This window comes from Pseudomonas sp. JUb42 (assembly GCF_024807945.1).
In the GTDB taxonomy this organism is placed as follows: domain Bacteria; phylum Pseudomonadota; class Gammaproteobacteria; order Pseudomonadales; family Pseudomonadaceae; genus Aquipseudomonas.
On the sequence record NZ_JANUFD010000001.1, the window covers coordinates 219,113 to 245,004 of the forward strand.

At 60.5% G+C, this 25,892-nt stretch carries 22 protein-coding genes and 1 pseudogene; 13 read left to right on the forward strand and 10 right to left on the reverse strand.

Annotated features, from left to right (window positions below; translation table 11 throughout):
* The first annotated feature begins 2 nt into the window (after nt 1-2).
* From M2401_RS01045 to M2401_RS01070, 6 genes are all read left to right on the forward strand, one after another.
* Nucleotides 3-1,649, forward strand: a complete 1,647-nt coding sequence (locus M2401_RS01045) for a 5-guanidino-2-oxopentanoate decarboxylase (protein ID WP_259098517.1) — start codon at nt 3-5, stop codon at nt 1,647-1,649.
* Nucleotides 1,643-3,106: an aldehyde dehydrogenase family protein gene (locus M2401_RS01050; RefSeq protein ID WP_409033860.1), complete on the forward strand. Its 1,464-nt coding sequence runs from the start codon at nt 1,643-1,645 to the stop codon at nt 3,104-3,106. The genes M2401_RS01045 and M2401_RS01050 overlap by 7 nt, the downstream gene beginning before the upstream one ends.
* Nucleotides 3,107-3,321: 215 nt before the next feature.
* A complete protein-coding gene (locus tag M2401_RS01055; protein ID WP_259098518.1) occupies nt 3,322-4,425 on the forward strand; it encodes an extracellular solute-binding protein in 1,104 nt (367 codons plus the stop codon).
* Nucleotides 4,426-4,497: 72 nt separating this feature from the next.
* The gene (locus M2401_RS01060) at nt 4,498-5,370 is read left to right on the forward strand and encodes an ABC transporter permease (RefSeq protein WP_259098519.1); all 873 of its coding nucleotides are present in this window, start codon (nt 4,498-4,500) and stop codon (nt 5,368-5,370) included.
* Between the two features lie 56 nt (nt 5,371-5,426).
* Nucleotides 5,427-6,260, forward strand: a complete 834-nt coding sequence (locus tag M2401_RS01065; protein WP_259098521.1) for an ABC transporter permease — start codon at nt 5,427-5,429, stop codon at nt 6,258-6,260.
* A 13-nt stretch (nt 6,261-6,273) separates the two neighbouring features.
* The gene (locus M2401_RS01070) at nt 6,274-7,329 is read left to right on the forward strand and encodes an ABC transporter ATP-binding protein (RefSeq protein ID WP_259098522.1); all 1,056 of its coding nucleotides are present in this window, start codon (nt 6,274-6,276) and stop codon (nt 7,327-7,329) included.
* 178 nt (nt 7,330-7,507) lie between these two features.
* Here the strand turns inward: M2401_RS01070 and M2401_RS01075 are convergent, their stop codons facing one another.
* A complete protein-coding gene (locus M2401_RS01075; RefSeq protein ID WP_259098525.1) occupies nt 7,508-8,455 on the reverse strand; it encodes an AraC family transcriptional regulator in 948 nt (315 codons plus the stop codon).
* A gap of 310 nt (nt 8,456-8,765) precedes the next feature.
* Here M2401_RS01075 and M2401_RS01080 point away from each other — a divergent pair, with 310 nt between their 5' ends.
* On the forward strand, nt 8,766-9,098 hold the full coding sequence (locus M2401_RS01080) for an antibiotic biosynthesis monooxygenase family protein (protein WP_259098526.1): 333 nt from the start codon (nt 8,766-8,768) through the stop codon (nt 9,096-9,098).
* A 45-nt stretch (nt 9,099-9,143) separates the two neighbouring features.
* Nucleotides 9,144-9,386, forward strand: coding sequence for a hypothetical protein (locus M2401_RS01085; protein ID WP_259098528.1), 243 nt, complete (start codon nt 9,144-9,146; stop codon nt 9,384-9,386).
* Nucleotides 9,387-9,501: 115 nt separating this feature from the next.
* Here the strand turns inward: M2401_RS01085 and M2401_RS01090 are convergent, their stop codons facing one another.
* From M2401_RS01090 to bglX, 6 genes are all read right to left on the reverse strand, one after another.
* Complete coding sequence (locus tag M2401_RS01090) at nt 9,502-10,125, reverse strand: flavin reductase family protein (RefSeq protein ID WP_259098530.1); 624 nt, start codon at nt 10,123-10,125, stop codon at nt 9,502-9,504.
* A gap of 129 nt (nt 10,126-10,254) precedes the next feature.
* On the reverse strand, nt 10,255-10,764 hold the full coding sequence (locus M2401_RS34315) for a hypothetical protein (protein WP_310504104.1): 510 nt from the start codon (nt 10,762-10,764) through the stop codon (nt 10,255-10,257).
* A gap of 299 nt (nt 10,765-11,063) precedes the next feature.
* Nucleotides 11,064-12,392, reverse strand: a complete 1,329-nt coding sequence (locus M2401_RS01100; RefSeq protein WP_259099846.1) for an MFS transporter — start codon at nt 12,390-12,392, stop codon at nt 11,064-11,066.
* A gap of 286 nt (nt 12,393-12,678) precedes the next feature.
* The gene (locus M2401_RS01105; protein WP_259098533.1) at nt 12,679-14,001 is read right to left on the reverse strand and encodes a sigma-54 dependent transcriptional regulator; all 1,323 of its coding nucleotides are present in this window, start codon (nt 13,999-14,001) and stop codon (nt 12,679-12,681) included.
* A complete protein-coding gene (locus M2401_RS01110; RefSeq protein WP_259098534.1) occupies nt 13,998-15,767 on the reverse strand; it encodes an ATP-binding protein in 1,770 nt (589 codons plus the stop codon). Before M2401_RS01110 ends, M2401_RS01105 begins: the two co-directional genes overlap by 4 nt.
* Nucleotides 15,768-16,047: 280 nt before the next feature.
* Nucleotides 16,048-18,348: a beta-glucosidase BglX gene (gene bglX / locus M2401_RS01115; RefSeq protein ID WP_259098536.1), complete on the reverse strand. Its 2,301-nt coding sequence runs from the start codon at nt 18,346-18,348 to the stop codon at nt 16,048-16,050.
* A 266-nt stretch (nt 18,349-18,614) separates the two neighbouring features.
* On the opposite strand from bglX, the gene M2401_RS01120 reads away from it, so the two are divergent.
* A complete protein-coding gene (locus tag M2401_RS01120) occupies nt 18,615-19,238 on the forward strand; it encodes a LemA family protein (protein ID WP_259098538.1) in 624 nt (207 codons plus the stop codon).
* Between the two features lie 176 nt (nt 19,239-19,414).
* Entirely contained in the window at nt 19,415-20,644 is a 1,230-nt protein-coding gene (locus M2401_RS01125) for an SAM-dependent methyltransferase (RefSeq protein ID WP_259098540.1), read from the forward strand.
* Here the strand turns inward: M2401_RS01125 and M2401_RS01130 are convergent.
* A complete protein-coding gene (locus M2401_RS01130) occupies nt 20,641-21,537 on the reverse strand; it encodes a DMT family transporter (RefSeq protein WP_259098541.1) in 897 nt (298 codons plus the stop codon). The genes M2401_RS01125 and M2401_RS01130 overlap by 4 nt on opposite strands.
* Nucleotides 21,538-21,801: 264 nt before the next feature.
* On the opposite strand from M2401_RS01130, the gene M2401_RS01135 reads away from it, so the two are divergent.
* The 3 genes from M2401_RS01135 to M2401_RS01145 all read left to right on the forward strand — a co-directional run bounded on the left by M2401_RS01135 (nt 21,802) and on the right by M2401_RS01145 (nt 23,929).
* The gene (locus M2401_RS01135) at nt 21,802-22,287 is read left to right on the forward strand and encodes a hypothetical protein (protein ID WP_259098543.1); all 486 of its coding nucleotides are present in this window, start codon (nt 21,802-21,804) and stop codon (nt 22,285-22,287) included.
* Between the two features lie 110 nt (nt 22,288-22,397).
* Nucleotides 22,398-23,546 (forward strand): L-threonine dehydrogenase, encoded by a 1,149-nt coding sequence (gene yiaY, locus M2401_RS01140; protein WP_259098544.1) that lies wholly within the window; start codon nt 22,398-22,400, stop codon nt 23,544-23,546.
* A 59-nt stretch (nt 23,547-23,605) separates the two neighbouring features.
* Complete coding sequence (locus M2401_RS01145) at nt 23,606-23,929, forward strand: DUF2025 family protein (RefSeq protein ID WP_259099848.1); 324 nt, start codon at nt 23,606-23,608, stop codon at nt 23,927-23,929.
* A gap of 128 nt (nt 23,930-24,057) precedes the next feature.
* Here M2401_RS01145 and M2401_RS34400 read toward each other — a convergent pair whose 3' ends face one another.
* On the reverse strand, nt 24,058-24,921 hold the full coding sequence (locus tag M2401_RS34400) for a methyl-accepting chemotaxis protein (protein WP_409033872.1): 864 nt from the start codon (nt 24,919-24,921) through the stop codon (nt 24,058-24,060).
* Nucleotides 24,913-25,683, reverse strand: a pseudogene (locus M2401_RS34405) (MCP four helix bundle domain-containing protein); the annotation flags it as partial. The pseudogene M2401_RS34405 and the gene M2401_RS34400, both read right to left, overlap by 9 nt.
* Nucleotides 25,684-25,892: the final 209 nt, after the last annotated feature.

Below are 25,892 nucleotides of genomic sequence, written 5' to 3' on the forward strand. Positions count from 1 at the left end.
AAATGGCAACGTGCGGTGAAGTGCTGGTCAAGTTACTGGAAGGCTATGGCGTCGAGCAGGTATTCGGCATTCCCGGCGTGCATACCGTGGAGCTGTATCGCGGCCTGGCCAGCTCGACGATCAACCACGTCACCCCGCGCCATGAGCAGGGCGCTGGCTTCATGGCCGACGGCTATGCCCGTACCCGAGGCAAACCGGGGGTGTGTTTCATCATTACCGGCCCCGGCATGACCAACATCACCACCGCCATGGGCCAGGCCTATGCCGACTCGATCCCGATGCTGGTGATTTCCAGCGTGCAATCGCGCAGCCAGCTGGGCGGCGGACGTGGCAAGCTGCATGAGCTGCCTTCTCAGGGCGCCTTGGTGGCCGGGGTCGCGGCGTTTTCCCACACGCTGATGTCCGCTGCCGAGCTGCCCGCCGTGCTGGCCCGGGCCTTTGCCGTGTTCCAGGCCGGGCGGCCACGCCCGGTGCATATCGAGATTCCCCTGGACGTTCTGGTGGAAAACGCCGACGCCTTGCTCGACAGCGAGCCGGTCAGTATTTCGCCTGCCGGTGCCGCGCCGGCCGCCATTGCGCAGATGGCCCGCCTGCTGGCCACTGCCCAGCGTCCGTTGATCCTTGCCGGTGGCGGTGCCATCGATGCGGCCCCGGCGTTGACCCGGCTGGCCGAACAACTGGATGCGCCGGTCGCACTGACCATCAACGCCAAGGGCATGCTGGCGTCGCGCCATCCTTTGCTGATCGGCTCCACTCAATCCCTGGTGCCGACCCGGGCACTGGTGGCGGAGGCCGATGTGGTCCTGGCCATTGGCACGGAGCTGGCGGAAACCGACTACGACATCACTTTTGCCGGTGGCTTCGAGATTCCTGGCACCCTGCTGCGCATCGATATCGACCCCGATCAGACCGTGCGCAACTACCCGCCGAAAGTCGCCCTGGTGTCCGATTCGACCATCGCCGCCGAGGCGCTACTGGCGGAACTGGCCGGGCATAGCCTGGCGCCGCGCCGTGATGACTGGGGCCACAAGCGTGCTGCCAGCCTGCGGGCGATCAATGAGGCGTCATGGGATGAGCCGATGCTCGGTCAGACTGCCTTTCTGCAAACCGTTCTCGACGTGCTGCCAGAGGTAGTGCTGGTCGGCGATTCAACTCAGCCGGTGTACTCCGGCAACCTGACCCTGAACCTCGACCAACCACGGCGCTGGTTCAACTCATCCACCGGCTACGGCACCCTGGGTTATGCCCTGCCTGCCGCCATCGGTGCCTGGCTCGGTGCGGTGGATGCCGGGCAACGCAAGCCGGTGGCCTGCCTGATTGGTGATGGCGGCCTGCAATTTACCCTGCCGGAACTGGCCAGTGCCGTGGAAGCGCGCACCCCGGTCATCGTCCTGCTGTGGAATAACCAGGGCTACGAAGAGATCAAGAAATACATGGTCAACCGCGCCATCGAACCCGTGGGCGTGGATATCTACACCCCGGACTTTATCGGCATTGCCAAGTCCTTCGGCTGCGCCACAGCTACCGCGAACTCTGCCGACTCACTCAAGGCCGCACTCCTGGCTGCCAATGACCATCAGGGCCCGACCCTGATCGAGATCGACCAGCACAACTGGATGGCGTCCTGGCGCGAGGCCGCAGCATGTTGAGCGGTGCGGCATTGATGCCGCAAATCCTGCCGGGCCTGTTTATCGATGGGCAGTGGCAGTCGGGGCATGAACTGCTCAGCGCGATCAATCCGGCCACAGAAATTTGCCTGGCCCAGGTGGCCAGCGGCGATGCCGAAGCGGTGGACACGGCGGTGCAGGCCGCGCGCAGTGCGTTTGCCGACTGGGCACAAACCAGCGGCGCGCAACGGGCCAAAGTCCTGCGCGCCATTGCCCTTGGCGTAGCAGAGCGCCGTGAGCGCCTGATGCATCTGCAATCGAGCAACAGCGGTAAACCCCTGAGCGAAGCGGCCATCGACGTCGATGATGTGATCGCTACCTTTGAATACTACGCCGGTCTCGCCGAAGCCCTGGACGGGCAGCAGGATCAGGCGCTGGTCTTGCCCAGTGAGGATTTTGCCGCGCGTATTCGCCGTGAACCCTGTGGCGTGGTCGGCCTGATCGTGCCGTGGAATTTCCCCATGGTCACCACGGCCTGGAAACTGGCACCGGCCCTGGCTGCGGGTTGCTGCGTGGTGCTCAAGCCTTCGGAAGTCACGCCGCTGCCGGAGCTGGAACTGGCGGCAATCATTGCCGAAAGCGGCCTGCCCAAGGGCGTGTTCAATCTGGTCTGCGGCACGGGGCGTGCGGTCGGTGCTGCGTTGTCCGGGCATCCGGGGCTGGCGAAGATTTCTTTCACCGGCAGCAATGCCGTGGGCGTGCAGGTCATGCAACGGGCAGCGGAAACGGTGAAGGGCGTGAGCCTGGAACTGGGTGGCAAATCCGCGCTGATCGTGCTTGCGGACGCCGATCTCGACCTGGCTGTGGACCTGGCCAGTGGCGGCGGCTTTTTCAATGCCGGGCAGATGTGTTCGGCGACCAGTCGGGTGTTGGTTGCCGAGCCTCTATTCGATGAGTTCCTCCAGCGTCTGACGCAAAAGGCCCAGTCCGTGCAAGTCGGTAATCCGCTGGAGGACGGCACCGAGATGGGTCCCCTGGCGAGCCAGGCGCAATACCTGCGTGTCATGGCCCATATCGATGTCGGGAAAAAGGCCGGTGCGCGCCTGCTGTGTGGTGGCGAGCGGCCTGTTGAACGCACGGTCGGTTATTTTTTACGGCCTGCGGTCTTCACCGATGTGCCCCTCGATAGTGCGCTGTGGCGGGAGGAGATTTTCGGCCCGGTGTTATGCGTGCGCCGTTTCACCTCCGAGCGCGAGGCCATCGCCCTGGCCAACGACAGTGACTTCGGCCTGGTGGCCAGTGTGGTCGGGCGCGATGCCGAGGCCACCGAGCGGGTCGCCAATGCCTTGCAGGCGGGGCTGGTGTGGATCAACGCACCCCAGGTGATCTTCCCCCAGGCAGCCTGGGGCGGCTACAAACAGAGCAGTCTGGGACGTGAGTTGGGGCCTTGGGGGCTGGCGGCTTTCCAGGAACTCAAGCACGTCATTCGCTCGGTCTGACTGACCGAAAATGGCTCGTGCATGCCTCGTTGCAAGGCATGCACGAAGCACATGGCTTCAATGACTTTTTTTCGATTGTTGAGGGTGGTCCGTCATCGCAGGATGACCCCGCCGCCAACGCGCTGTTCCCGGATTACGGGGCTGGCGGCCACACGACCGCGCCATCGCAGAGGCGATGCCCCTCAACATGCAGCAGCAAAAACATGGAGTCCTGAATGGGCCAGCATGATCTGAACAGAAGGCAGTTCATCAAGTCAGTGGGCGTCGCTTCGGTGGCGGCCGCAACGATGTCGATGCCCTTTATCCGGGCCAACGCCAGCGACACCAAGTTCCAGGGCAAGACCCTGCGCCTGCTGACCTGGTCCGACGACACGGGCCTGGCTGCATTACGCAATATCGCCGCGACCTTCGAAGCCAAGACCGGCGCCAAGGTCATTGCCGACCGCACCGGCAGCACCTCGGAAATGGTCGCCAAGCTCAAGGCCGGTGGTGATCGTCCACAATACGACATCATCACCCTGGCCGGAGTCGGCGCCGAGGGCCTGGCGGCTGCCGGGCTGCTGGAAAAGCCGGACCTGAACCGTATCCCCAATATCGTCGACGTCCCGGAGAAATACCGCACCGGCGCCAACGGCCACGGCATCGGTTACCTGCTCTGGTGCAACAGCCTGATCTACAGTACGCGCACGGTCAAAGAAGCGCCGACCAGCTACGCCGCGCTGTGGGACAAGGACATGGCGCCGAATATCTTCCTGCCGCCGCCGAACTGGACCGAGGCCATGGACCTGATCATCATCGCTGCGAAACTGGCCGGTGGTGACGAGCACAATATCGAGCCGGGCTTCAAGAAGCTGGCCGAGCTGAAGGACCGTGTGGTGACCCTGGGCGAAAACCCCAATCAGATTGCCGAGTTGTTCCGCACCGGCTCTCTGGATATGGGCGGCCTGTATGCGCCGGCGTTCTTCCCCAACCAGATCCGCGACCCGGCTTACGGCCTGGGTGCGACCTTCGGCATGAAAGAAGGCTTCTACACCGACCTGATGCAGTCGGTCATGCCCAAGCATCGCCCCGGCGACACCGACCTGGCCTACGCCTTCCTCAACCACTCCCTGGACCCGCTGGTGCAGGGCAAGATGGCCGAAGACATCTACAACGGCCCGGTCAACGCCAAGGCGATCATTTCTGCCGAAGCGCGCAAGAGCCCGTACATCCTCACGCCCGAGCAGATTGCCGATAAGGCGATCATGCACGACAACGCCTTCCTGGCGACGGTGCATGAGCAGTGGATTCGCCGCTACACCGAGATTTTCTCTTCCTGATGATCCCGTAATCACCCGTGGGCGTGGCCGTTAAAGCGGTCGTGCCCACGGGCTTCTGTGCTGAGATGACCCATGACTACATCCTCCCCGAAGCGCTCATCCCCGACCCTGCGGGCCTGGCTGTTCCTGACCCCGTCGATGTTGTTTCTCGCCGTGCTGATCACGGCCAGCCTGTTGGTGTTGCGCATGAGCGTCGGAACCAAGGGCGCGGAATGGAGCGGTTTCAGCCTGGCCAGTTATGCCCAGTTGCTGGAACCCTATTATTTGAAATCGCTGCTGCTGACTCTGCGTCTGGCGCTGATCAGTGCGGTGATTGCCGTGGTCCTGGCGATCCCGGTGGGCTACACCATGGCGCGTCTGCAATCGCCATTACTGCGCAGGATTTTCCTCGCTGCCGTACTGCTGCCGTTGCTGGTCAACCTGCTGCTGCAAAGCTATGGCTGGCTGGTGATCCTGGGGCCAGCCGGCATGCTCAATCAGGCGCTCAAGGGCCTGGGCCTGATCACCCGGCCGGTGATGATGCTCTACAACGAAAACGGCGTGCTGATGGGGCTGGTGCAGACCGCGTTCCCCCTTGCCGTGTTGCCCATTGCCAGCGCCATGCGCGGCGTGTCGCGCAGCTACGAAGAGGCCGCCGCGACCCTTGGTGCAAGCCGCTTCCAGGTGTTCCGGCAGGTGATTCTGCCCATGAGCCTGCCGGGCATTATCACCGGCGCGACCCTGGTATTTGCCTACAACGCCAGCAGCTTTGTCGTGCCCTTGCTGCTGGGCGGTCGTCGCGTGCCAATGCTGGCGGTGATGGTGCATGACCAGATCGCCCCGCTGATGAACTGGCCGGCGGCGTCGGCGGCTGGGGTGGTGCTGATCATCACGACCTTGTTGATCATGAGCCTTTCTGAATTGTTCACCGGGCGTCGTCGGCGGCGGTTGGAGGCTTCGCAATGAAAAATCCTCAGATACCTGCCGAACCTGTGGGAACCCTGTCAGCCAGAGGTGGCCTTATGAAAACCCGCATGCTCCTGCCCGGCGAAACCGGACGCTTTGCCTCGACCCTGTCCTGGCTCATTCTGCTGCTGGCGGTGATGCCGATCCTGACCATGATCGTCATGTCCTTCAGCGGCGCGTCCAACCTCGACTTCCCGCCAGCCAGCTACAGCCTCAAGTGGTATCAGGCGGCCTGGCACACCTTTGTTTCGCCGGATTCCAGCGACGTACTCAGCCTCGGCAAGGCCCTGGGCACCAGCCTGTGGGTGTCCTGTCTGACCATGATTCTCGCCACTCTGGTGGCGGTGCCGGCGTCCTATGCCCTGACCCGGTGCGAGTTCCGCGGCAAGGCAGTGGCGCTGCAACTCATGTCGCTGCCACTCGTCTTCCCCATGGTCGTGCTGGGCCTGGCGCTGCTGCTGGTCTTCGACAGCCTGCCGTTCCATATGGACGTATCGCGTCTGGTGATCGCCCATGTGATTCTGGCGTTGCCCTTCGTGGTGAAGAACTGCACGGCGGCCATGGTTTCCATCGGCAGCGAAGTCGAAGAGGCCGCGCAAATGCTCGGCGCCTCGCCGACACGGGCGATTGTCGATGTGGTGGTGCCGTTGATGAAGTCGGGGATTCTGGCCGGGATGCTGCTGGCCTTTATCGTCTCGTTCAACGAATTCACCGTGACCTACTTCCTTTACAACATCGATGTGATGACTGTGCCGATCTGGATGTACAGCCGCACGGTGTCCTCCCTCGATCCGACCGTTTTTTCCTTTGCCGTACTGATCGTGCTGATCGATTTCGCACTGATCTGGGCGCTGGAAAAACTGGTGGGCGAGGGCGGGGTTTCTTTCTGATCCGGGGTGCAAGATGACAGGCTTGATTCTGCAAAACGTCGAAAAATACTACGGCTCGGCTTGTGCGGTGACAGACGTCAACCTGCACCTTCCGGCCGGCAAACTGGTGTGCTTTCTTGGCCCGTCAGGCTGCGGCAAGACCACCTTGCTGCGCATGATCGCCGGGCTGGAAAGCCTGAGCAGCGGCGAGATTCTGTTGGATGGCGAGGACGTCAGCCACACCCCGGCCCATGAGCGCAATTTCGGCATGGTGTTTCAGTCCCTGGCGCTGTTCCCGCACATGACCGTGGGCGAGAACATTGCCTACCCGCTCAAACTGCGCGGCGTGAGGAAGGCCGGGCAACAGGCCCGTGTCGTTGAGTTGCTGGAGATGATCCAGTTGCAACAGATGCTCGACCGGCCGGTGGCCAAGCTGTCAGGCGGTCAGCGTCAGCGCGTGGCGATTGCCCGGGCCATTGCTGCACACCCGAAACTGCTGTTGCTCGATGAGCCGTTGTCGGCCCTGGATGCCAAGTTGCGTGAGTCGATGCAGGTGGAAATTCGTCAGCTGCAACAGCGTCTGAACATCACCACCATCCTCGTCACCCACGACCAGCGTGAAGCCATGACCATGGCTGATATCGTCGTCGTGTTGGGTGAGCATCGGGTGCAGCAGGTGGGCACGCCCATCGAGATCTATCGCAACCCGGCCAACGAATTCGTCGCTGACTTTATTGGCTCGGGCAATATCTTTGCGGCAGTCGCTCTTGGCAATGGTCAGGTCGGCTTGCCAGGTGGCGGGACCCTGGAGGTGCCAGGCAGCGCACCGTTGGTGGCGGGGGCGGCGATCAAGATGCTGGTTCGCCCCGAGGACGTGCAGCTGTCGCCGCATCAGGCGCCCGAGGGCAATCGCCTGGCAGGCACCGTGACCTTTATTCGCGATATCGGCGCGACCATTGAAACCACGGTGGAGTGCGGCGGCGTTTCGCTGACCTCCCTGACTACACCGAGCCAGGCCTTTGGCCTGGGCGTCGGGCATCCGGTCTCGATTACCTTGCCGGCCGAGGCTTGCCGGGTGTTGGGCGCCTGAACCCGGTGGCCCTGGCCGGGGTAGGAGTGAACTGTGGGAGCGAATTCCATGGGAGTGAATTCTGTGGGAGCGAATTCATTCGCGAGGGGATGGGGGACTCCACGCATATGTAGCGTCTGAGACACCGCTTTCGCGAATGAATTCGCTCCCACAGTTCGCTCTCACCGTGGGATTGTGTTCACACCTGCTGACGCAACCGCGCCAGATCCCGCAACGGCGGCGCGCCAAACAACCGGCTGTACTCGCGGCTGAACTGGGACGGGCTTTCATAGCCGACCCGGTAACCCGCCGCTGCCGCTTCCAGGCCATCGTTGAGCATCAGCCGCCGGGCTTCCTGCAGGCGCAGTTGTTTCTGATACTGCAATGGGCTGATGCCGGTAACCGCCTTGAAGCGGTGGTGCAGAGTAGACACACTGAGGTTCACTTCCCGGGCCATATCATCGATGCGCAGGGGCTGTTCATAGTTGCTGTTCAGCCACTTGATCGCCTGGGTGACACGATGGGTCTGGCAGTTGCTGATCGCGCTTTCATACAACCGATATCCCTGTTTCCCGCGCATCAGGCGGTAGAGGATTTCGCGGCGGATCAGCGGGGCCAGCATGGGAATGTCTTTCGGTGTATCGAGCAAACGCACCAGGCGTAACACCGCATCCAGCAGTTGCGTGTCGATCTTGTCGGTGTACAGGCCGCGTTCACTGGACCGGGGACGCGTCGGCACGCTCATCGGGCCGGCTTCGGCGATCAGGGCGTTGATTTCCGCCGGGTCGATATCCAGGCGCAGGGCCAGGTTGGGGCGCTCTTCACTGGCGTTGACGATCTTGCCACGCACCGGCATTTCCACCGACACAACCAGGTAATTCAGCGGATCGTAAGTGTAGGACTCGTCGGCAAGCTGCACTTCCTTGCTGCCCTGGGCCAAAATGCACAAAGCCGGGCGGGTCAGGGACGGGAACGAATGCACGGGCTCGTTATAACGCACCAGAAACAGCGGGGCGATCACGCTCTGGTAGGAACCGTTGCGCGGTGCATAGCGGTCGATCAGCGCCGCCAGCTCGGCACGCTGTCGCTCGATATCGGAACAGAACTGTTCGCGTGACTGTTGCTGTGCTCCGTCCAGTTGCGACATGCCGTGGGTTCCTCTGCTGCTGAGCGATGCCATGAAGGTTATTCGAGGCGGGCGGCAAGTGTTAGGCCGATCCTGTCGAATCCTTGCCTGATCCTGTCGGCAGTTCAGGTGTCCGGCAGGAACCAGCAATCAACCTATACCTATCCGCGCCAATACAGGCGTTATGGTGAATCGTGACCGTGCGACCACGAGCAGGATTAGGCAAGAACCTCGCAGGAACTAGCTAACGCAATATTCCCTCAGGCCTTAATCTCTGTTCCCGTAGCCGCATCGCGACATTTCTTACGCGGCTTACCAAGGAGCGCAGATCATGGCTTTATCCACCCCCGTCAGTCATCTCGTCTTTGTCCGTTCCATGGCCGGTCGCAGCAGCGAGCTGGGCCAGCGTTTACAGAACTTGATCAAGCCGTCTCTCAGCGCGCCGGGTTGCCTGCGCTTTGCCTTGCAGCAATCCATGCAGGATGCGGACTTATGGTCGATCTCCGGCTCCTGGAGCAGCGAACAGGCGATGAATGCCTGGTTTGCCTCGCCGGAGTTGCAGGTGTTTTCCGCGCTGGTGCATGAAATGATCGTGCGCAGCCTGGACTTCCACACCTTCGCCGCAGCAGGTGATACCGCGATGGAGCAGCTGTGCGTGGCCTGAGTGGTAGAATCCCGGGCTTTCAATGCCCAGCAGGATCAATGACCCATGGCACGCAGAGAGTTCGACGAGTTTGAAGCCGTTTCCGCAATGGTTCCGAGCCCAGAAGGCTATGACGCCGCAATCGCTGTAAAACCCCTTCACTTCGCCGGTTCACCGACCTTCCACAAGGTATTGGCCGGACAGAAATTCAAGACCGCACTTGAGGCCGACCAAGCCGCAAATCAGCAATTGGCACGGCTGATCGGTGTGGATGCCGAGGGGCAGTTGGTGTTTCCCGCCAGTAACTGATCACGCAGGGTAGGACCGGCTTTAGCCGGGAGGGCGTCAGTACCACCCCGTATCTGTGTCTGAAATATCGCCTTCCCGGCTAAAGCCGGTCCCACACTATTGCATCGATTCAGCATCAGGCCTTCGGCCGGAACATCCTGAACAGCGATTCCGGCCCCAGCTGGAAGTAATCCGCCGGGCCACCACCACGCAGGATATGCCCGGCAGCGGCCGTGTCGTAGACGCCGTCCTTGAGCAGCGCCTTGGCGATATGCACCGCCACCACTTCCCCCAGGATCAACCAGGTCGGCACGACTTCTTTGTCAGCACGTTGCAGTTGAATGATCTGGGTGACTTTGCACTCGAACGACACTGGAGTCTCCAGTACACGCGGCACGGCCACTACTTTCGAGGCCACCGGCGTCAGGCCGGCCAGTTCGAATTCATTGACCTCAGCCGCCACCGGCGCGCAGCTCTGGTTCATGGCGTCGGCCAGGGAGCGGGTGGCCAGGTTCCAGACGAACTCACCGGTCTGCTCGATATTGTTCAGACTGTCCTTGCGGCCAATGCTGCTGAAACCAATGATTGGCGGGACGTAGTTGAAGGCTGTGAAGAAGCTGTAAGGCGCCAGATTCAGCTGGCCTTCGGCGCTTTGCGAAGAGATCCAGCCAATGGGCCGCGGACCGACGATGGCGTTGAACGGATCGTGGGGCAGGCCGTGGCCTTTGGCGGGTTCGTAGAAGTGAATATCGTCTGACATGCGAACGTCCTGGTGGCTACAGCACAAAGCGCCATAGTGCTGGGGCTGGTCGGGAATTTCCAGAGTTTCACGACGCCATAAACGACCAAACCCGGCCAAGGGCCGGGTTTGACAGGTGTCGCTGATTGATCAGCTTACGCGGTTTGCACCGACGCGATCAGCGCCATCGGCGGCTAGACGGTTGGCACCAATATGGTCAGCGCCATCAGCAGCCTGACGATTTGCGCCTACACGGTCAGCGCCGTCAGCGGCCAGACGATTGGCACCAATATGGTCAGCGCCATCAGCGGCTTGACGATTTGCACCGACGCGGTCAGCGCCGTCAGCGGCCAGACGATTGGCACCGATATGGTCAGCGCCATCAGCGGCTTGACGATTTGCACCGACGCGGTCAGCGCCGTCAGCGGCCAGACGATTGGCACCGATATGGTCAGCGCCATCAGCGGCTTGGCGATTTGCGCCTACGCGGTCAGCGCCGTCAGCGGCCAGACTTGCAGCGCCTACGTGGTCAACATCAACCGAAACGTGACGAGCGTTAGTGTGAGCCGAGCCGCCTTCAGCGACTACGGTCGGCAGAGCGAATGCGCTCGATGCCAGAAGAGAGAAGGCCAGACCGAAGATCAGTTTGTTGGTTTTCATGGTAGTTACTCCACCGCTAGAAATATGTTTGTCGCTAGGTATGGAGTGAATGTTACGCGCCCACGGATTAAGCAGAAGTTAATAAGGTTGCTAACGATCATCGCTGAAAATGATAGTTCTCTACAGGGCCCGGATTTCGGGCGTCTTATTCGTTTTTGTTCTATTTTGGTGCGTAATTGTTTATATGTAAGGTTTTTTTCAGTTGACATATTTTCTATGGCATGCATTTTTCCAAAAAAAACGCCAGTCAACAGAGTTGGCTGGCGTTTTTTGCACCACGATGAGTCGCGGTTTTTGCCTTAGTTGGTATCGATTCGCGAGTGTTTACGGGTGTCCTTCATGAACACGTACACCAGTAGCGAGCAGGCGATGCAGGCCGTGACGTACCAGTAGTAGCCGGTCTCGATCCCTGCTTCCTTGAACTTCAGGGCAATGAATTCCGCCGAGCCGCCGAAGATCGACACCGTCAGGGCATAGGGCAAGCCTACGCCCAGGGCACGAATTTCTGTCGGGAACAGTTCGGCTTTGACCACAGCGTTGATCGAGGTATAGCCGCTGACGATGATCAGTGCCGCCATGATCAGGAAGAACGCGCCCCACCAGCTTTGTACGGTGTGCAGCGAGGTCAGGATCGGCACGGTGCATAGGGTGCCCAGTACACCGAAGGCGATCAGAATCGGACGACGGCCGATCTTGTCCGAGAGTGCGCCCACCACCGGTTGCAGCAGCATGAACAGGAACAGGGTGGCGGCGGAAATGCTGGTGGAGTCGGTGATGCTCATGCCGACGGTGTTCACCAGGTATTTCTGCATATAGGTGGTGTACGTATAGAAAGCCAGGGTGCCGCCCATGGTCAGGCCGACCACGGTCATCAGCTCTTTAGGGTGCTGAAGCAGGGTACGCATCAGGCTGGTCTTGGGCTTTTCCTTGTCTTGTTTGCGGGTGAAAGACTCGGTCTCTTCCATGCCGCGACGCAGGAACAGCGCGATCACCGCACACAGCGCGCCGATCACGAACGGAATACGCCAGCCCCAGGCATACAACTCCTCGGTGGTGAGGAACTGTTGCAGCACGATCAGTACTGCAAGGGCGATGAGCTGACCGGAAATCAGGGTCACGTACTGGAAGCTGGAGTAGAAGCCGCGACGTTCCTTGGTCGCCATCTCGCTGAGATAAGTAGCCGAAGTGCCGTATTCGCCCCCCACCGACAAACCTTGCATCAGGCGCGCCAGTACCAGCAGGATCGGTGCACCGACTCCAATGGTTTCGTAGCTGGGAGTCAGGGCGATGACCAGCGAACCGAAGCACATCAACAGCACCGATGCCATCAGCGCAGCCTTGCGGCCCTTGCGGTCGGCATACAGGCCCATGAGCCAGCCACCGATCGGGCGCATCAGAAAGCCGACGGCAAAGATCGCTGCGGTGTTGAGCAATTGGGCGGTACTGTCGCCCTTGGGGAAGAAGGCTTTGGCGAAGTACAGGGAGAAGGCGGCGTAGACGTACCAGTCGTACCACTCGACCATGTTGCCGACCGAGCCGCTGAAAATGGATTTGATTCGGCTGGCAGTGGTTTTTTCAGCGGCAGGCGTACCGACCGCTGCTGTCGAAAGAGTCTGTGAGGTATCCATCATGTTCCTTTCAATCATTGTTTTTAGAGTGGGCTGCTTCGAGGCGGCCTTGAAAGGGCTATAGCAGGAGCTGTGCCAGACTTGAAAGGCCCGGTTTAGAGGGGTTTAGTCGATTTTGTAAGCGGGTTTCCGCTTATCGTCAGCGACGTTGTAAGCGAAAAGTCGCCGATTCCTCACTGCTGGCGTTGGAGCGAGGCTTGCCCGCGAAGGCGGTAACTCTGCCGCCAGACTTTTATCGGATGTAATGGCCTCTCGCGGGCAACCCACGCTCGCTGCTTGGCTGATGTCAGGTAAACATCTCGCGCAACAACCCATGGCGCTGCATCTTCTCGTTCAAGGTGCGGCGCGGCAGTTGCAGTTCGTTGAGCACCGCTTTGATGTCGCCCTTGTGCCGGCTCAGGGCTGAGCGCAGGCAGTGGGCTTCGAAGGCTTCTTGCTGGGCGGCCAGGGATTGCCCGGCCTGGGGCAGATCTGCGGCGGGGGTGCCGAGGCCGAGGATCTGGCGTTCGGCGGCGTTGGCCAGTTCCCGGACATTGCCGGGCCAGTCGCTGCCAAGCAGTTGCGCCAGCTGCTGGCCGCTCAACTCCGGCACCGGGCGGCCGAGGCGTTCGGCGGCGGTGCGGGCGAAATGGCTGAACAGCAGGGGGATGTCTTCGCGGCGCTCGCGCAACGGCGGCAGGCGCAGTTCGGCGACGTTCAGGCGGTAGGCGAGGTCTTCGCGAAAGCGCCCGGCCCGGGCTTCCTCCAGCAGGTCGGGCTTGGTCGCGGCGATGATGCGCAGGTCCACCGTCAGGCTCTGGTTCGAGCCCAGACGTTCAAGGCGCTGGTCCTGCAGCACTCGCAATAACTTGACCTGCTGGGCCAGGGGCATGCTTTCGATCTCATCGAGAAACAGAGTGCCGCCGCTGGCGTACTCCAGCTTACCGATGCGCCGCCCCTGCGCCCCGGTAAAGGCGCCGCTTTCGTGACCGAACAACTCCGCCTCGAACAGTTGCTCGGGAATGGCCGCGCAGTTCAGCGCGACGAAGGGCTTGTCGGCGCGGGGGCCCATATCGTGCAGGCAACGGGCGACCAGTTCCTTGCCGCTGCCGGTTTCCCCACGGATCAACACATTGACCGGCAACTGCGACAAGTCCAGGACCTGGCGGCGCAGGGCCAGCAGGGCCGGAGATACGCCGAGCAGGGTGGCTTCGAGCTGAGTACGGGTGTCGGCCTGTTCGTGCAGGCGACGGTTTTCCAGAACCAGTCGACGTTTTTCCAAAGCCCGGCGCAAATTGAGGATCAGCGCTTCGGGGCCGAAGGGTTTTTCCAGAAAGTCATAGGCGCCATCACGCATGGCTTCCACGGCCATGGGTACGTCGCCGTGGCCGGTAAGCAGGATCAACGGCAAGTCGGCATCGCGCGCCTGTACCTGGGCTAGCAGTTCCAGGCCGCTCATGCCCGGCATGCGCACATCGCTGAGGATCACACCGGGAAAGTGCTCCGGCAAATTCGCCAGGCAGTCTTCGGCGCGACTGAAAACCTGCACGTCGAAACCGGACAGGCTCAGCCATTGCTCGACCGCTTCACGAATCGGCGCTTCGTCGTCCACTACTATGACTGAGTTCACTGTGCAGGTTCCGCTTCCAGGGTGTCGTTGTGCAGGCTAAAGCAAAACACCGCGCCCTGGTCGTCATTCTCGACCGACAGGTGTCCGCCCAACTCATGAACGATGGCGTAGGACACCGCCAGGCCAAGGCCCAGCCCTTCGCCCACCGGTTTGGTGGTGAAGAACGGATCGAACACTTGGCCCAGATGTTCCGGGGCAATACCGCCACCACTGTCGCGCACGCTGATCTGCCAGCGCTCGGCCTGGGCTTCGATACGCACCTCAAGACGCTTGAGCGGTTTGTCGTGCATGGCGTCCAGGGCGTTGCGCAGCAGGTTGATCAGCACCTGTTCCAGGCGGATCGCATCGCCGCGGACCCAGGCCGGGCGAGCCAGATGCAACACGCAGGTGACGTCTTCATCGCGCAGACGGGCATCGAGCAGCAGCATGGCCTGATCGACCACGGCGGCCAATTCCAGACGCTCGCGCAGGCCACCGGGGCTTTTGCGGGCGAAGGTCTTGAGGTGTCCGGTCAGTCCGGCCATGCGCATCAGTTGCTGATCCAGGGCGCTCAAGGCCTTGTCGGCGGCATCGAGGCGGCCCTGTTGCAGCAGCAGGCGCAGGCTGGCCAGTTGCATGCGTTGGGCGGTCAACGGCTGGTTGATTTCGTGGGCCAGGGCCGCAGACATCTGCCCCAGCGCCGCCAGCTTGGTCGATTGCACCAGACCGTCCTGAGCGGTTTTCAGCGCCTGGGTACGTTCTTCGACCAAGCGTTCCAGCTCGTCACGACTGCGCTCGCGGATCCGCGCCAGGCGCCAGCGTTGATAAAGGAACAGCCCGAGGAACACCAGCGTCAGCCACACTCCTGCTGCGGCAAGCCCGGCATTGCGGGTTTCATCGTCAGCCAGGCGCGGCTTGCGCAACAGGTGCAGGGTCCAGTTTTCGGCGGCCAGAGGCAGCGACTGCCACAAGTAATCGACCTTGCCGTCCGGGCCGTCGACCCGGCTCAACTGCCCGTGCTCGCCGAACTCGCGCAAGGTCTGACGCGACAGGGGCTGCAACGGGTGCTTGTCATATTGTCGGGTACTGGCCAGTTCGGCGCGATCGGTGGCCGAGATCGGCAGCAACTCCCGGTAATTCCAGCCGGGCTGGTTGGCCAGAAAGATAATGCCCTTGGCATCGCTGATCAGCAGCAGGTCATTGCTCTGCGCCCATTCGTGTTCCAGTTCGGGAAACTCCAGCTTGACCACCATGGCGCCAATGAACTGGTTGGCGTTGTCCAGCACGGCGCTGGAAAGAAAATAACCGGGTATGCCACTGGTCACACCAACGGCATAAAAACGTCCGCTACCCGAGGCCTGGGTTTGCAGAAAGTACGGACGGAAGCCGTAGTTGTTTCCTACATAACTACTGGGTAATTGCCAGTTGCTGGCGCCGATGGCCAGGCCATCCCGGTCGATCAGCTGCAGAGTGGATGAATGGGCCGCATCGTTGATACGTTCCAGTTTCTGATTGAGCGCCAGTTGCTGTTCGGCATTGATCGGTGCGCTGACGGCATCGCGCAGTTCCGGGTCCAGGGCCAGCACGGCGGGCAGGGCACGGTAGCGTTCGATCAAGGTGTGCAGGCTGTTGGCGTACAGCGACAACTGCAGACCCGCCTGCGCGGCATCATCGACCAGGGCCTGCTGGCGTGCCTGCTGCATGGCCACGCCTGCGGCCAGCAGGGCGCCGGCCAGGATTAGCAGGGTATAGAGCGAGATGCGCAGGGGGCGGGGGATAGAGGGCATTGTCAGGCCAACGTGGGAACGAGTCTGTGGGAGATCCCGACCCGTCTGCGACACCGTCACGCAGCAAACACTAACCGGGGCAGGTGGCAAATCTGTGGGAGCGAATTCATTCGCGAATAGGCCGGTACATTCGACGCATCTTCATCGCCTGCAACACCTCTTTCGCGAATGAATTCGCTCCCACAAAAGCGCTTTTCTATCAGTTGATTTTGGGGCGTCTGATAAAAATTGCGAAGGCTATGAAAGATGTTGTATCTCTCTCACAGCCTTTGGGGCTCCGTTACAACAGATTGAAACTGGCTTTTTTCACCGAGGCCGAATCCAGGCCAATCATCACATCGAACGCGCCCGGCTCGGCAACCCGTTGCATCGCCTGGTTGTAGAACTTCAGATCGTCCTCGCTCAGGGTAAAGCTGACGACTTTCTCTTCACCCGGTTGCAGGGTGATCTTCTCGAAGTTCTTCAGTTGCTTGACCGGCTGGCTCACCGACGCGGCGACGTCGTGCAGGTACAGCTGAACCACGGTAGCGCCGGCGACCTTGCCGGTGTTCTTGACCTTGACGCTGGCGGTCAGGTGACCGGTGCGGGACATGTCCTTGGCCGACAGGCTGATGTCCGAGACGTCGAACTGGGTGTAGCTCAGGCCATAACCGAACGGGAACAGCGGGCCGTTGGGCTCCTCGAAGTAGTGCGAGGTGTAGTTGCCGGGTTTGCCTTCGATGAACGGGCGACCGGTGTTCAGGTGGTTGTAATAGACCGGCAGTTGCCCGATGGAACGCGGGAAGGACACGGCCAGCTTGCCGGACGGGTTGTAGTCGCCGAACAGCACGTCGGCTACGGCGTTGCCGCCTTCGGTGCCGGGGAACCAGGTTTCCAGCATGGCATCGGTGCCTGCCAGCTCGTCACCCAGGACCAGCGGTCGACCGTTCATCAGTACCAGTACCACCGGTTTGCCAGTGGCTTTCAGGGCCTTGACCAGGTCCTGCTGACGGCCCGGCAGGTTCAGGGTCGAACGGCTGGCCGACTCATGGGACATGCCACGGGACTCACCGACCACCGCCACTACGACGTCAGCCTGCTGCGCAGTCTTCACCGCTTCGGCAATCATATCGTCAGCAGAGCGCGGATCGACTTCGACTTCATGCTCGATGAAGTTCAGGTATTCGAGGGTTTCCGGGTTGTCGCTGACATTGGCGCCGCGGGCATACAGCAACTTGGCTTTGTCGCCGACGGCATTGGCCAGGCCTTCAAAAACAGTCACCGCTTGATCAGGCAGACCACGGGCCGACCAGCTGCCGAGCATGTCCAGCTTGCTCTGGGCCAGGCTGCCGATCACGGCGATGGTGCCTTGTTTCTTCAATGGCAGGGTCTGGTTCTTGTTCGACAGCAGTACGAGAGTCTTGCGCGCGACGTCGCGGGCTTCTGCGCGGTGCAGGCGGCTGTCGGCGGCCGTGTCGACCGGGTCCTGAGAGGCCACGCCGATGCGGCGGTACGGGTCGGCGAACAGGCCCATGTCCCACTTGGCGCCCAGTACTTCGCGCACGGCGCTGTCGATTTCCTGCATCGACACTTCGCCATCCTTGACCAGACCCGGCAGCTCATTGCCGTAGGCCTGGTCATTCATGCTCAGGTCCACGCCGGCCTTGATCGCCAGCTTGGCTGCTTCGCGGTAGTCCTTGGCGACGCCGTGCTCGATCAGTTCCTTGATCGCCCCGTGGTCACTGACGGTTACGCCCTTGAAGCCCCAGTCCTTGCGCAGCAGGTCCTGCAACAGCCAGGTGCTGGCGGTGGCCGGCACGCCATTGATGGAGTTCAGGGCGATCATCACGCCCCCGGCGCCGGCCTTGATCGAGGCGTGGTACGGCGGCAGGTAATCCTGCTGCATGCGCAGCGGGCTCATGTCGACGCTGTTGTAGTCGCGACCGCCTTCGACGGCGCCATACAGAGCGAAGTGTTTGACCACCGCCATGAGGCTGTCGGGAGCAGCGAGGTTGTCGTTCTGGAAGGAGCGGGTCATGGTGTCGGCAATGCGCGAGACCAGGTAAGTGTCCTCGCCGAAGCCTTCGGAGCTGCGGCCCCAACGGGCGTCACGGGAAATATCGACCATTGGCGCGAAGGTCATGTCCAGGCTGTCGGAACTGGCCTCGATGGCCGAGATACGGCCGGTCTTGGCAATCGCGTCCATGTCCCAGCTGGCCGCCATGCCCAGGGGAATCGGGAAAATGGTGCGGTGGCCGTGGATCACGTCATAGGCGAAGAACATCGGAATCTTCAGGCGGCTCTGTACGACAGCGGCGTCCTGCATCGGGCGGTTTTCCCGGCGTACGACGGAGTTGAAAGTGCCGCCGATCCGGCCGGCGGCGATTTCCTTGAGAATCTTGGGCTGTGGCATCTCGGAACTGATACTGATCAGGCGCAATTGGCCGATTTTCTCGTCGAGGGTCATTTGCTTCATCAGATTAGTGATAAAAGCGTTCTTGCCTTGCAACGTCGCAGCTGCGGTGCTGTTGGCATTGTTGTCGGCCAAAACCGACTGGCTGGCCAGGCTGACCAGAAGACCGAGTACACACAGTTTATTCATGAATGATTTTCTCAAGGCATATGCCAGTAACAGACGTCGAATGCTGGACAGCCGATTATTAGGGTTAAACCTTCGGTATTTATTGTTGTTCCGGGTCGTTGGACCGCTGAACTCTTTATCCGTGCCAGGTTCTCAGCGCAGCGTGTTTTAGCCGATTGCGCGCCGGGTAGCCAGTGTTGGCGACGGATTATGCCGGGGATCTGTTGTTTTGGCTAAAGTGACGACGATCGGCGGATGTCAAAATGTAACGGGGAGAGAAATACAAGATGCAAATCGAGCGCTGTGAACATTTCAGGGGGCGTCGCTATACCTGGGCCACCAGCCTGCTGATGCTGTTGAGTACCGTGCTGGCCGGGTGCGGGATCAACAACATTCCGACCTACGACGAGCAGGCCAAGGCGGCGTGGGCTCAGGTGCAGAACCAGTACCAGCGGCGCAGCGACCTGATCCCCAACCTGGTGGAAACGGTCAAGGCTTACGCGAAACAGGAGCAGGAAACCCTGACTGCGGTGGTTCAGGCCCGGGCCAAGGCCACCTCGATCCAAATCGATGGCAATACCCTGAACAATCCGGAACAACTCAAGCAGTTCCAGGAAGCCCAGAGCCAGTTGAGCGGTGCGTTGAGCCGGTTGATGGTGGTCTCGGAGCGTTATCCCGATCTGAAATCCAACCAGAACTTCCTCGCCCTGCAATCCCAGCTGGAAGGCACCGAGAACCGTATCAGCGTGGCTCGGCGTGATTTCATTGCCGCCGTGGCGCGCTATAACACCGAAATCCGCACCTTTCCCGGCAGTTTGTGGCATCGCATGATGTACAGCGATCTGCAACTGCGTCCGACCTTCGAGGCGACCAGTGCCGATGCGCAGAAGGTGCCGCAGGTGAAGTTTTAGAACGCGGGTGCCTTGGGACCGTTGGAGCGAGGCTTGCCCGCGAATCAGCCGACGCGGTGTCTCTGCCGGACCGCGACGAGGCTTTCGCGGGCAAGCCTCGCTCCAACGAGTGCGTTTTACGCTTAGAATGCACGCCTGTTATTTTCCAAGTCCCAAGGGACCAAAGGCACCTCGTCATGTCGGCCACACCCGATTCTGCTGTTCAGTCCGCGCCGGATCATCGTGCGCAATTTCTCGACCTGCTGGACACCAGTCTGTCGCAAAACGCCTTTATCAAGCTGGTGCTGGCCCGCTATGTTGGCACCGAGGCCGAGCTGCAACGGCTGATCATCAAGCCGACCACCATCAAGCAGCAGCCTTGCCTGTCCTTCGTTTATCGCTACAAGACCCGCGATATCACCAAAAACCTGCCCCTGGCCGAAGCCATGCAGATGATTGCCGGGCTGCTGCCGGAGTCGTTCAAGAACGCCCATTTGCTCTCCCTCACCGAAGAAGTGCAGCTGGAGTTCGGCAAGAAGGGCAAGAGCACGCTGTTCACCAGCAAGGCGCAGCAACTTCGCGAGGCGCCGTCGGCCGGTCATGATCGAGAGAAGAAACGCTATCTGGAACTGACCCGACCGTTCTTGACCGACCTGGGCGTGACCAATAAACAGCATGAGCTGATTCCGGCGATGTCGCGCAAGTGGAAGCAGATCAACAAGTTCATCGAGGTGTTTTCCCACGCCCTGACGTCCTCGCCGTTGCAGCTGGATCAGCCGATCAAAGTGGCGGACTTCGGTTCGGGCAAGGGCTACCTGACCTTTGCCATCCATGACTACCTGCGCAACACCCTGAGCGCCGAAGGTCAGGTGACTGGCGTCGAACTGCGCGAAGACATGGTGACCCTGTGCAATGCCGCAGCCGCCCGACTTGAGCATCCGGGCCTGGATTTCCAGCATGGTGACGTGCGCAGCGTCGCGCCCAGTGCCCTCGACGTGATGATCGCCCTGCACGCCTGCGATATCGCCACCGACTACGCCATTCACATGGGCATACGCTCCGGGGCGTCGATCATCATGTGCTCGCCGTGCTGCCACAAGCAGATTCGCTTGCAGATCCAGAGCCCGAGCCTGTTGCGTCCGATGCTGCAATACGGCCTGCATATGGGCCAGCAGGCCGAGATGGTCACCGACAGCCTGCGCGCGTTACTGCTGGAGGCCTGTGGCTATGAAACCAAAGTTTTCGAGTTCATCTCGTTGGAGCACACCAACAAGAACAAGATGATCCTGGCCGTGAAACGCGCAGAAGCGGCCAAGCCTGCCGAGTTGCTGGCGCGGATCCAGGAGTTGAAAACCTTTTACGGCATTCAGGAGCAGTGTCTGGAAAGCCTGCTCCTGGCCGACGGATTTCTTGGCGACGCCGCTTAAATCGTCTGGCTGACTGGCTTGGGTGCAATGACCGTGGTCTTGCGCCCAAGAATCACGGTGATGATCACGCCCACGGCGAAGATCCAGGTGATGGGCTCGATATGTTCACCGAAGAACAGCCCTGAAAACGCCATGGTGAAGAAAATTTGCAGCAGCTGGACCTGGCTGACCCGGGAAATACCGCCCATGGCCAGCCCGGCATACCAGGCAAAGAAGCCGATGAACTGGGAGAACATCGCCACATAGGCGAATGCCCACCAGGCGCCGCTGGAGATCGGGCCCTGATGCTGCGACGCCAGGTACACCACCGGCCCCAGCAACAGCGGGGCAGACAGTACCAGTGCCCAGCAGATCACCTGCCAGCCGCCCAGTTCCTTGGCCAGGCGTCCGCCCTCGGCGTAACCCAGACCACCGATGGCCACGGAAGCCACCATCAATATGTCGCCGGTCTGAATGCTGCCCGCACCGCTGATCACCGCATAGCCCAGTACCAATGCACTGCCCAATGCCGCACAGGCCCAGAAGGCTTTTGACGGCCGTTCGTGGGACAGCCACGCCGCATAGATCGCCACGAACAGCGGTTGCAGCCCGTTGACCAGGGCGCCGTGGGAGGCGGGCAGGCTCTGCATGGCCCACGACGACAGTACCGGGAAGCCGATGATCACGCCGAGGATCACCAGGCACAGTCCCTTGATTTGGGCGCGGTTCGGCCACTTCTCACGTCGCCACAGCAACAGCGCCGCCGCCGGGATCGCCGCGAACAGGGCGCGGCCCAGGCCATTGAGCAAGGGGTTTACTTCATGCACGACGATGCGGGTCATGGGCAGGGTAAGGCTGAAGATCACTACGCCCAGCAGGCCCAGGACCATGCCGGTGTTTTCACGGGAAGACATGATTAAAGCTCGTTTTTTGTTATGTCAGAAAGAGGAACAATGAATCTAGCCGCAAAGTCTTGCCGGCTGAAATGACAGTTGCTGACAGAATCGTCCGTACAGTTTGTAAGAGCGTTCTTAAATATTTAATTGCCACCTCTAAATAGCGCGTTGGCGCGATATTCCGACATCTGTCGGGGTGGGCAGTCGTGTGCTTCTCGTTCAGAGTTTTTCTGCTTTTCACCAAACGCTTTTATTCAGCCGGACAAGGAATTCAAATCCGCCATGTACAGGATTTCAGCCGCAATACTGACCCTTTTTATCCTCATGGGCTGCACCCACACGCCAGCGCAGCGTCCCGATTTCTCGCAACTGCCGCAGGATGTTTTCACCCCCGTGTTCAAGAAAGTACGGGGCCATTCGGGCTATCAGTCCGGCAATCTGGGGGCGGGGTACAAACTTTCCTTTGACCTGATCAGAGATAAGCGCCGGGAGGAAATCGAAGAGCTGTTTCATGACAACGCTGGCGTTTGCAACGCCTTGTATTCCGACACGCTCATGAACTGCGTGGTCACGCGTTTGTGGACTTACAGCAATCCCGTGCCTTCACCGGAGCGCTATAAAGGCTGCGAACCCGGCATGCAGCTGCTCTACAGCTTCTACTTTGATCACACCGGGCAATTGACGAAAACCAGATCGAAATTCGACTTCAAGGCCCTGCATCTGCTCAGTTGTCCGGGCAAGGCTCCAGTGCCGGACTCTGGCGGATGATTCGTTGCGCTGGATCAAGTCGCCGCGCTGCTGCAACGCCGATGCTTAAGGAACTTCCCGGCGTCGGATGTCACCCGAAGTCGACTGCAGCGTAGCGATGAGGATCAGTCATGAGCAGCACCTTTTTCATTCCCCCTGTGAACATGATGGGCATCGATTGCCTGGACGAAGCCATGGAGGCGATTCGCAAATATGGTTATCTCAAGGCCCTGATCGTCACCGACGCCGGTCTGGCCAAAGCCGGGCTGGCGCAGCAGATTGCCGGGCTGCTGGTCGAACAGGGCATCGACTCTGTGATTTACGATGGCGCGCGGCCCAACCCGACTGTGGGCAATGTCGAGAAGGGCCTGGAGATGCTGGCTGCTCATCGCTGCGACTTCGTTATCTCCCTGGGCGGCGGCTCGCCCCATGATTGCGCCAAGGGCATCGCCCTGGTCGCCACCAACGGCGGCCATATCAGCGATTACGAGGGCGTGGACCGCTCGCAAAAGCCCCAGCTGCCGCTGATCGCCATCAACACCACAGCGGGTACTGCCAGTGAGATGACCCGCTTTTGCATCATTACCGACGAAGTGCGCCACATCAAAATGGCCATCGTCGACCGCAACGTCACCCCACTGTTGTCGGTCAACGACCCGGCGCTGATGGCCGCGATGCCCAAGTCGCTGACCGCGGCCACCGGCATGGACGCCCTGACCCACGCCGTGGAAGCCTACGTCTCCATTGCCGCCAACCCGATTACCGATGCCTGTGCGCTAAAGGCGATCTCCATGATCGCGGGCAATCTGCGCAAGGCGGTGAACGATGGTTCGAACATGGCCGCGCGGGAAAACATGGCTTATGCCCAGTTCCTTGCGGGCATGGCGTTCAACAACGCGTCCCTGGGCTTCGTGCATGCCATGGCTCACCAATTGGGTGGTTTCTACGACTTGCCCCATGGCGTCTGTAACGCGGTATTGCTGCCCCATGTACAGAGCTTCAACGCCAGCGTCTGCCCGAGCCGTTTGACTGATGTCGCCCACGCCATGGGCGAAAACACTCGCGGCCTGTCGCCCGAAGACGGCGCCCGGTCAGCTATCAACGCCATACGTAACCTGTCCCGGGATATCGATATTCCGGCGGGCCTGACTGCCCTGGGTGTGCGCGAGGAAGACTTCCCGATCCTCGCCGCCAACGCGCTGAAAGACGCTTGCGGCCTGACCAATCCACGCAAGGCCGATCAGGCACAGATCGAAGGTATTTTCCGCCGGGCGCTTTGACCATATGGCGCCTGCGATCGGCGGGGTTGCGGGCGCACTTTTCCAGAGGGCAGACCATGATAAAAACCAGCTCCAGCGACATCTGCGAAGCCGCCGACAACCTTCAAGGTTTTGTCGGCTATCACCGTAAGGCACAGCATTACATCGTGCGTTTCAGTGAGGATTCCTTCGGCATGGACGTCGCCGACGATGACATCACGCCAGCCAGCGAGTTTGTCTGGTCCCAAGCTCATGAAGGGTTGATGAGCCTGGATCGTCAGCGCCTTGGCATTCTGTTCGAGCAGAATATCGACGACCGTTTGCGCATTACCGAACCGTTGCGGGTGTATATGCGCCGCACTGATTTGCCGCAGATAGTGGTGGAACGAACGCTCAAGGCTTGAAGTGAGTCGGCGCTGTTATGTGGGAGCCGGGCTTGCCCGCGAATTGGGCGACGCGATACATCAGGCACACCGCGTTGATGCCTTCGCGGGCAAGCCCGGCTCCTACAGGAGATGTGTGCTTTTGTGGCTCAAATCACAAACCGCGCCACAGTAGCGCGCAAATCCGCCGCCAGGCGCGACAGATCATGACTCGCCGACCGGGTTTGATCCGACCCTGCCTGGGACTGAATCGCCACCTCACGCAGATTGACCAGGTTGCGATCCACTTCCCGCGAAACCTGCGCCTGTTCTTCGGAAGCACTGGCGATGATCAGGTTGCTTTCGTTGATCTGGCCAATGGTCCGGGCGATCTGATCCAGAGCCGTATCTGCCGCAGTAGCGGTTTCCAGTGTGGTCTGGCTGAAGCTGCTGCTCAATTGCATTGACTCCACAGCCTGACCGCTGCTGCTCTGGATCGCACTGATCATCTGCTCGATTTCCTGAGTGGACTTCTGTGTGCGATGGGCAAGGGCGCGGACCTCGTCGGCGACCACGGCAAAGCCCCGGCCAGCCTCGCCAGCACGGGCAGCTTCAATGGCCGCATTGAGCGCCAGCAGGTTGGTCTGCTCGGCCACGGAGCGAATCACATCCAGCACCTGGCCAATGTCTTGCGCCTGCGTGGCCAGCCCGGTTACCAGTTGCGTCGACGCCTGCATTTCCTCGCTCATGCGCTTGATGGCATTGACCGTCGCCATGACCTGCTCGCGGCCCTGGCGAGCGGCAAGGGTGGAATGCTTCGACGATTCCGAAGTGGACACCGCATTGCGCGCCACTTCTTCGGCGGCTGCGGTCATTTCGGTCACGGCAGTCACCGCCTGCTCGATTTCACCGTTCTGGCGTTGCATGCCATGGGCCGCCTGATCGGTGACCTGGCTGAGTTTCTCCGAGGCGTCGACCAGTTGCAGGGCCGAGTTGGAAATCTGCTTGATGGTGTCGCGAAGATTATTGCGCATCCCGGCCAGGGCGCTCAGCAGGCGGGACAATTCGTCTTTGCCTTGAATATCAATCGTGCGGGTGAAATCGCCTGCGGCCATGCCTTCGGCGGCTTTGAGCACACTGCCGATGGGCGCGACGATACTTCGGGTCAGCAGCCAGGCAAGCAAGATGGTCAAGGCCGCCGTCACCACAATCACCACGACGACACCGGTAAATGCGCTGTCGTACTGATTTTTCGCGTTGCTGGCTGAGGCATTAGCGGCGGACTTGTTCAACTCGACCAGCTTGCTGATCTGCTCGCTCATCTTCAGCGAAGCGACGCGCATCTTGTTATTGAGCAGCGACAGCACTTCCTGCTGATTGTCCTGGCGTGAAAAGTCGACCAGTTGCCCTTGCAGTTGCAGGTATTCAGCCAGCACGCTTTTGAAGGTTTCGTACTCGGTTTTTTCCGTCGGGGAGTCGATCAACGCCGCATATTTGCCCTGGAAACCCTTGAGCTTGTCGCTGAGTTCGTCCAGGCGCTTATAAGTGTCGGTCAGGGTCGTTGCATCGCGGTTCATCGCCACTCTCAGCGAGGTGATACGCAAACGCAGGGTGCTTTCTGAAATGTCGCCCAGGTAGCCGATACTCGGCAGCCAGTTGGTCGCCATGGCGGTGGACGCGTTGTAGATCTGACTCATGCGCATCAGGGCAAATACACCCAACAGCACGACCAGGGCCGCAATCAGGGCAAAACTGATAAAGGCCCGTGGTGCGATGTTCACATTTCTAATCGACATGTTTTTTCCTCGTCAGAAGCATCAAGCGTGCCCGCACCATAGTGCTTGAATAACGACTTCAGGTGATGTCTTTGTTTGCAGGTGAGGTATGTTGCAAGGGGTTATCAAGGAGGATAGCAGGCTGATTCCTCGCGACCGGAATATTGAAACTCGGCTCGAAAATTTAAGGCTAATAAATCGCGTTATTGACCATGATGTTCATGGATGCC

What these genes read in the sequence shown, in the direction of transcription:
- M2401_RS01125 (WP_259098540.1), top strand. Translation starts at nt 19,415, where the DNA reads ATGTCGGCCACACCCGATTCTGCTGTTCAGTCCGCGCCGGATCATCGT.
- M2401_RS01135 (WP_259098543.1), top strand. Translation starts at nt 21,802, where the DNA reads ATGTACAGGATTTCAGCCGCAATACTGACCCTTTTTATCCTCATGGGC.
- M2401_RS01065 (WP_259098521.1), top strand. Translation starts at nt 5,427, where the DNA reads ATGAAAACCCGCATGCTCCTGCCCGGCGAAACCGGACGCTTTGCCTCG.
- M2401_RS34400 (WP_409033872.1), bottom strand. Translation starts at nt 24,921, where the DNA reads ATGCGCAATAATCTTCGCGACACCATCAAGCAGATTTCCAACTCGGCC.
- M2401_RS01045 (WP_259098517.1), top strand. Translation starts at nt 3, where the DNA reads ATGGCAACGTGCGGTGAAGTGCTGGTCAAGTTACTGGAAGGCTATGGC.
- M2401_RS01130 (WP_259098541.1), bottom strand. Translation starts at nt 21,537, where the DNA reads ATGTCTTCCCGTGAAAACACCGGCATGGTCCTGGGCCTGCTGGGCGTA.
- M2401_RS01110 (WP_259098534.1), bottom strand. Translation starts at nt 15,767, where the DNA reads ATGCCCTCTATCCCCCGCCCCCTGCGCATCTCGCTCTATACCCTGCTA.
- M2401_RS01070 (WP_259098522.1), top strand. Translation starts at nt 6,274, where the DNA reads ATGACAGGCTTGATTCTGCAAAACGTCGAAAAATACTACGGCTCGGCT.
- M2401_RS01080 (WP_259098526.1), top strand. Translation starts at nt 8,766, where the DNA reads ATGGCTTTATCCACCCCCGTCAGTCATCTCGTCTTTGTCCGTTCCATG.
- M2401_RS01085 (WP_259098528.1), top strand. Translation starts at nt 9,144, where the DNA reads ATGGCACGCAGAGAGTTCGACGAGTTTGAAGCCGTTTCCGCAATGGTT.
- bglX (WP_259098536.1), bottom strand. Translation starts at nt 18,348, where the DNA reads ATGAATAAACTGTGTGTACTCGGTCTTCTGGTCAGCCTGGCCAGCCAG.
- M2401_RS01050 (WP_409033860.1), top strand. Translation starts at nt 1,643, where the DNA reads ATGTTGAGCGGTGCGGCATTGATGCCGCAAATCCTGCCGGGCCTGTTT.
- M2401_RS01100 (WP_259099846.1), bottom strand. Translation starts at nt 12,392, where the DNA reads ATGGATACCTCACAGACTCTTTCGACAGCAGCGGTCGGTACGCCTGCC.
- M2401_RS01120 (WP_259098538.1), top strand. Translation starts at nt 18,615, where the DNA reads ATGCAAATCGAGCGCTGTGAACATTTCAGGGGGCGTCGCTATACCTGG.
- M2401_RS34315 (WP_310504104.1), bottom strand. Translation starts at nt 10,764, where the DNA reads ATGAAAACCAACAAACTGATCTTCGGTCTGGCCTTCTCTCTTCTGGCA.
- M2401_RS01090 (WP_259098530.1), bottom strand. Translation starts at nt 10,125, where the DNA reads ATGTCAGACGATATTCACTTCTACGAACCCGCCAAAGGCCACGGCCTG.
- M2401_RS01060 (WP_259098519.1), top strand. Translation starts at nt 4,498, where the DNA reads ATGACTACATCCTCCCCGAAGCGCTCATCCCCGACCCTGCGGGCCTGG.
- M2401_RS01075 (WP_259098525.1), bottom strand. Translation starts at nt 8,455, where the DNA reads ATGTCGCAACTGGACGGAGCACAGCAACAGTCACGCGAACAGTTCTGT.
- M2401_RS01055 (WP_259098518.1), top strand. Translation starts at nt 3,322, where the DNA reads ATGGGCCAGCATGATCTGAACAGAAGGCAGTTCATCAAGTCAGTGGGC.
- yiaY (WP_259098544.1), top strand. Translation starts at nt 22,398, where the DNA reads ATGAGCAGCACCTTTTTCATTCCCCCTGTGAACATGATGGGCATCGAT.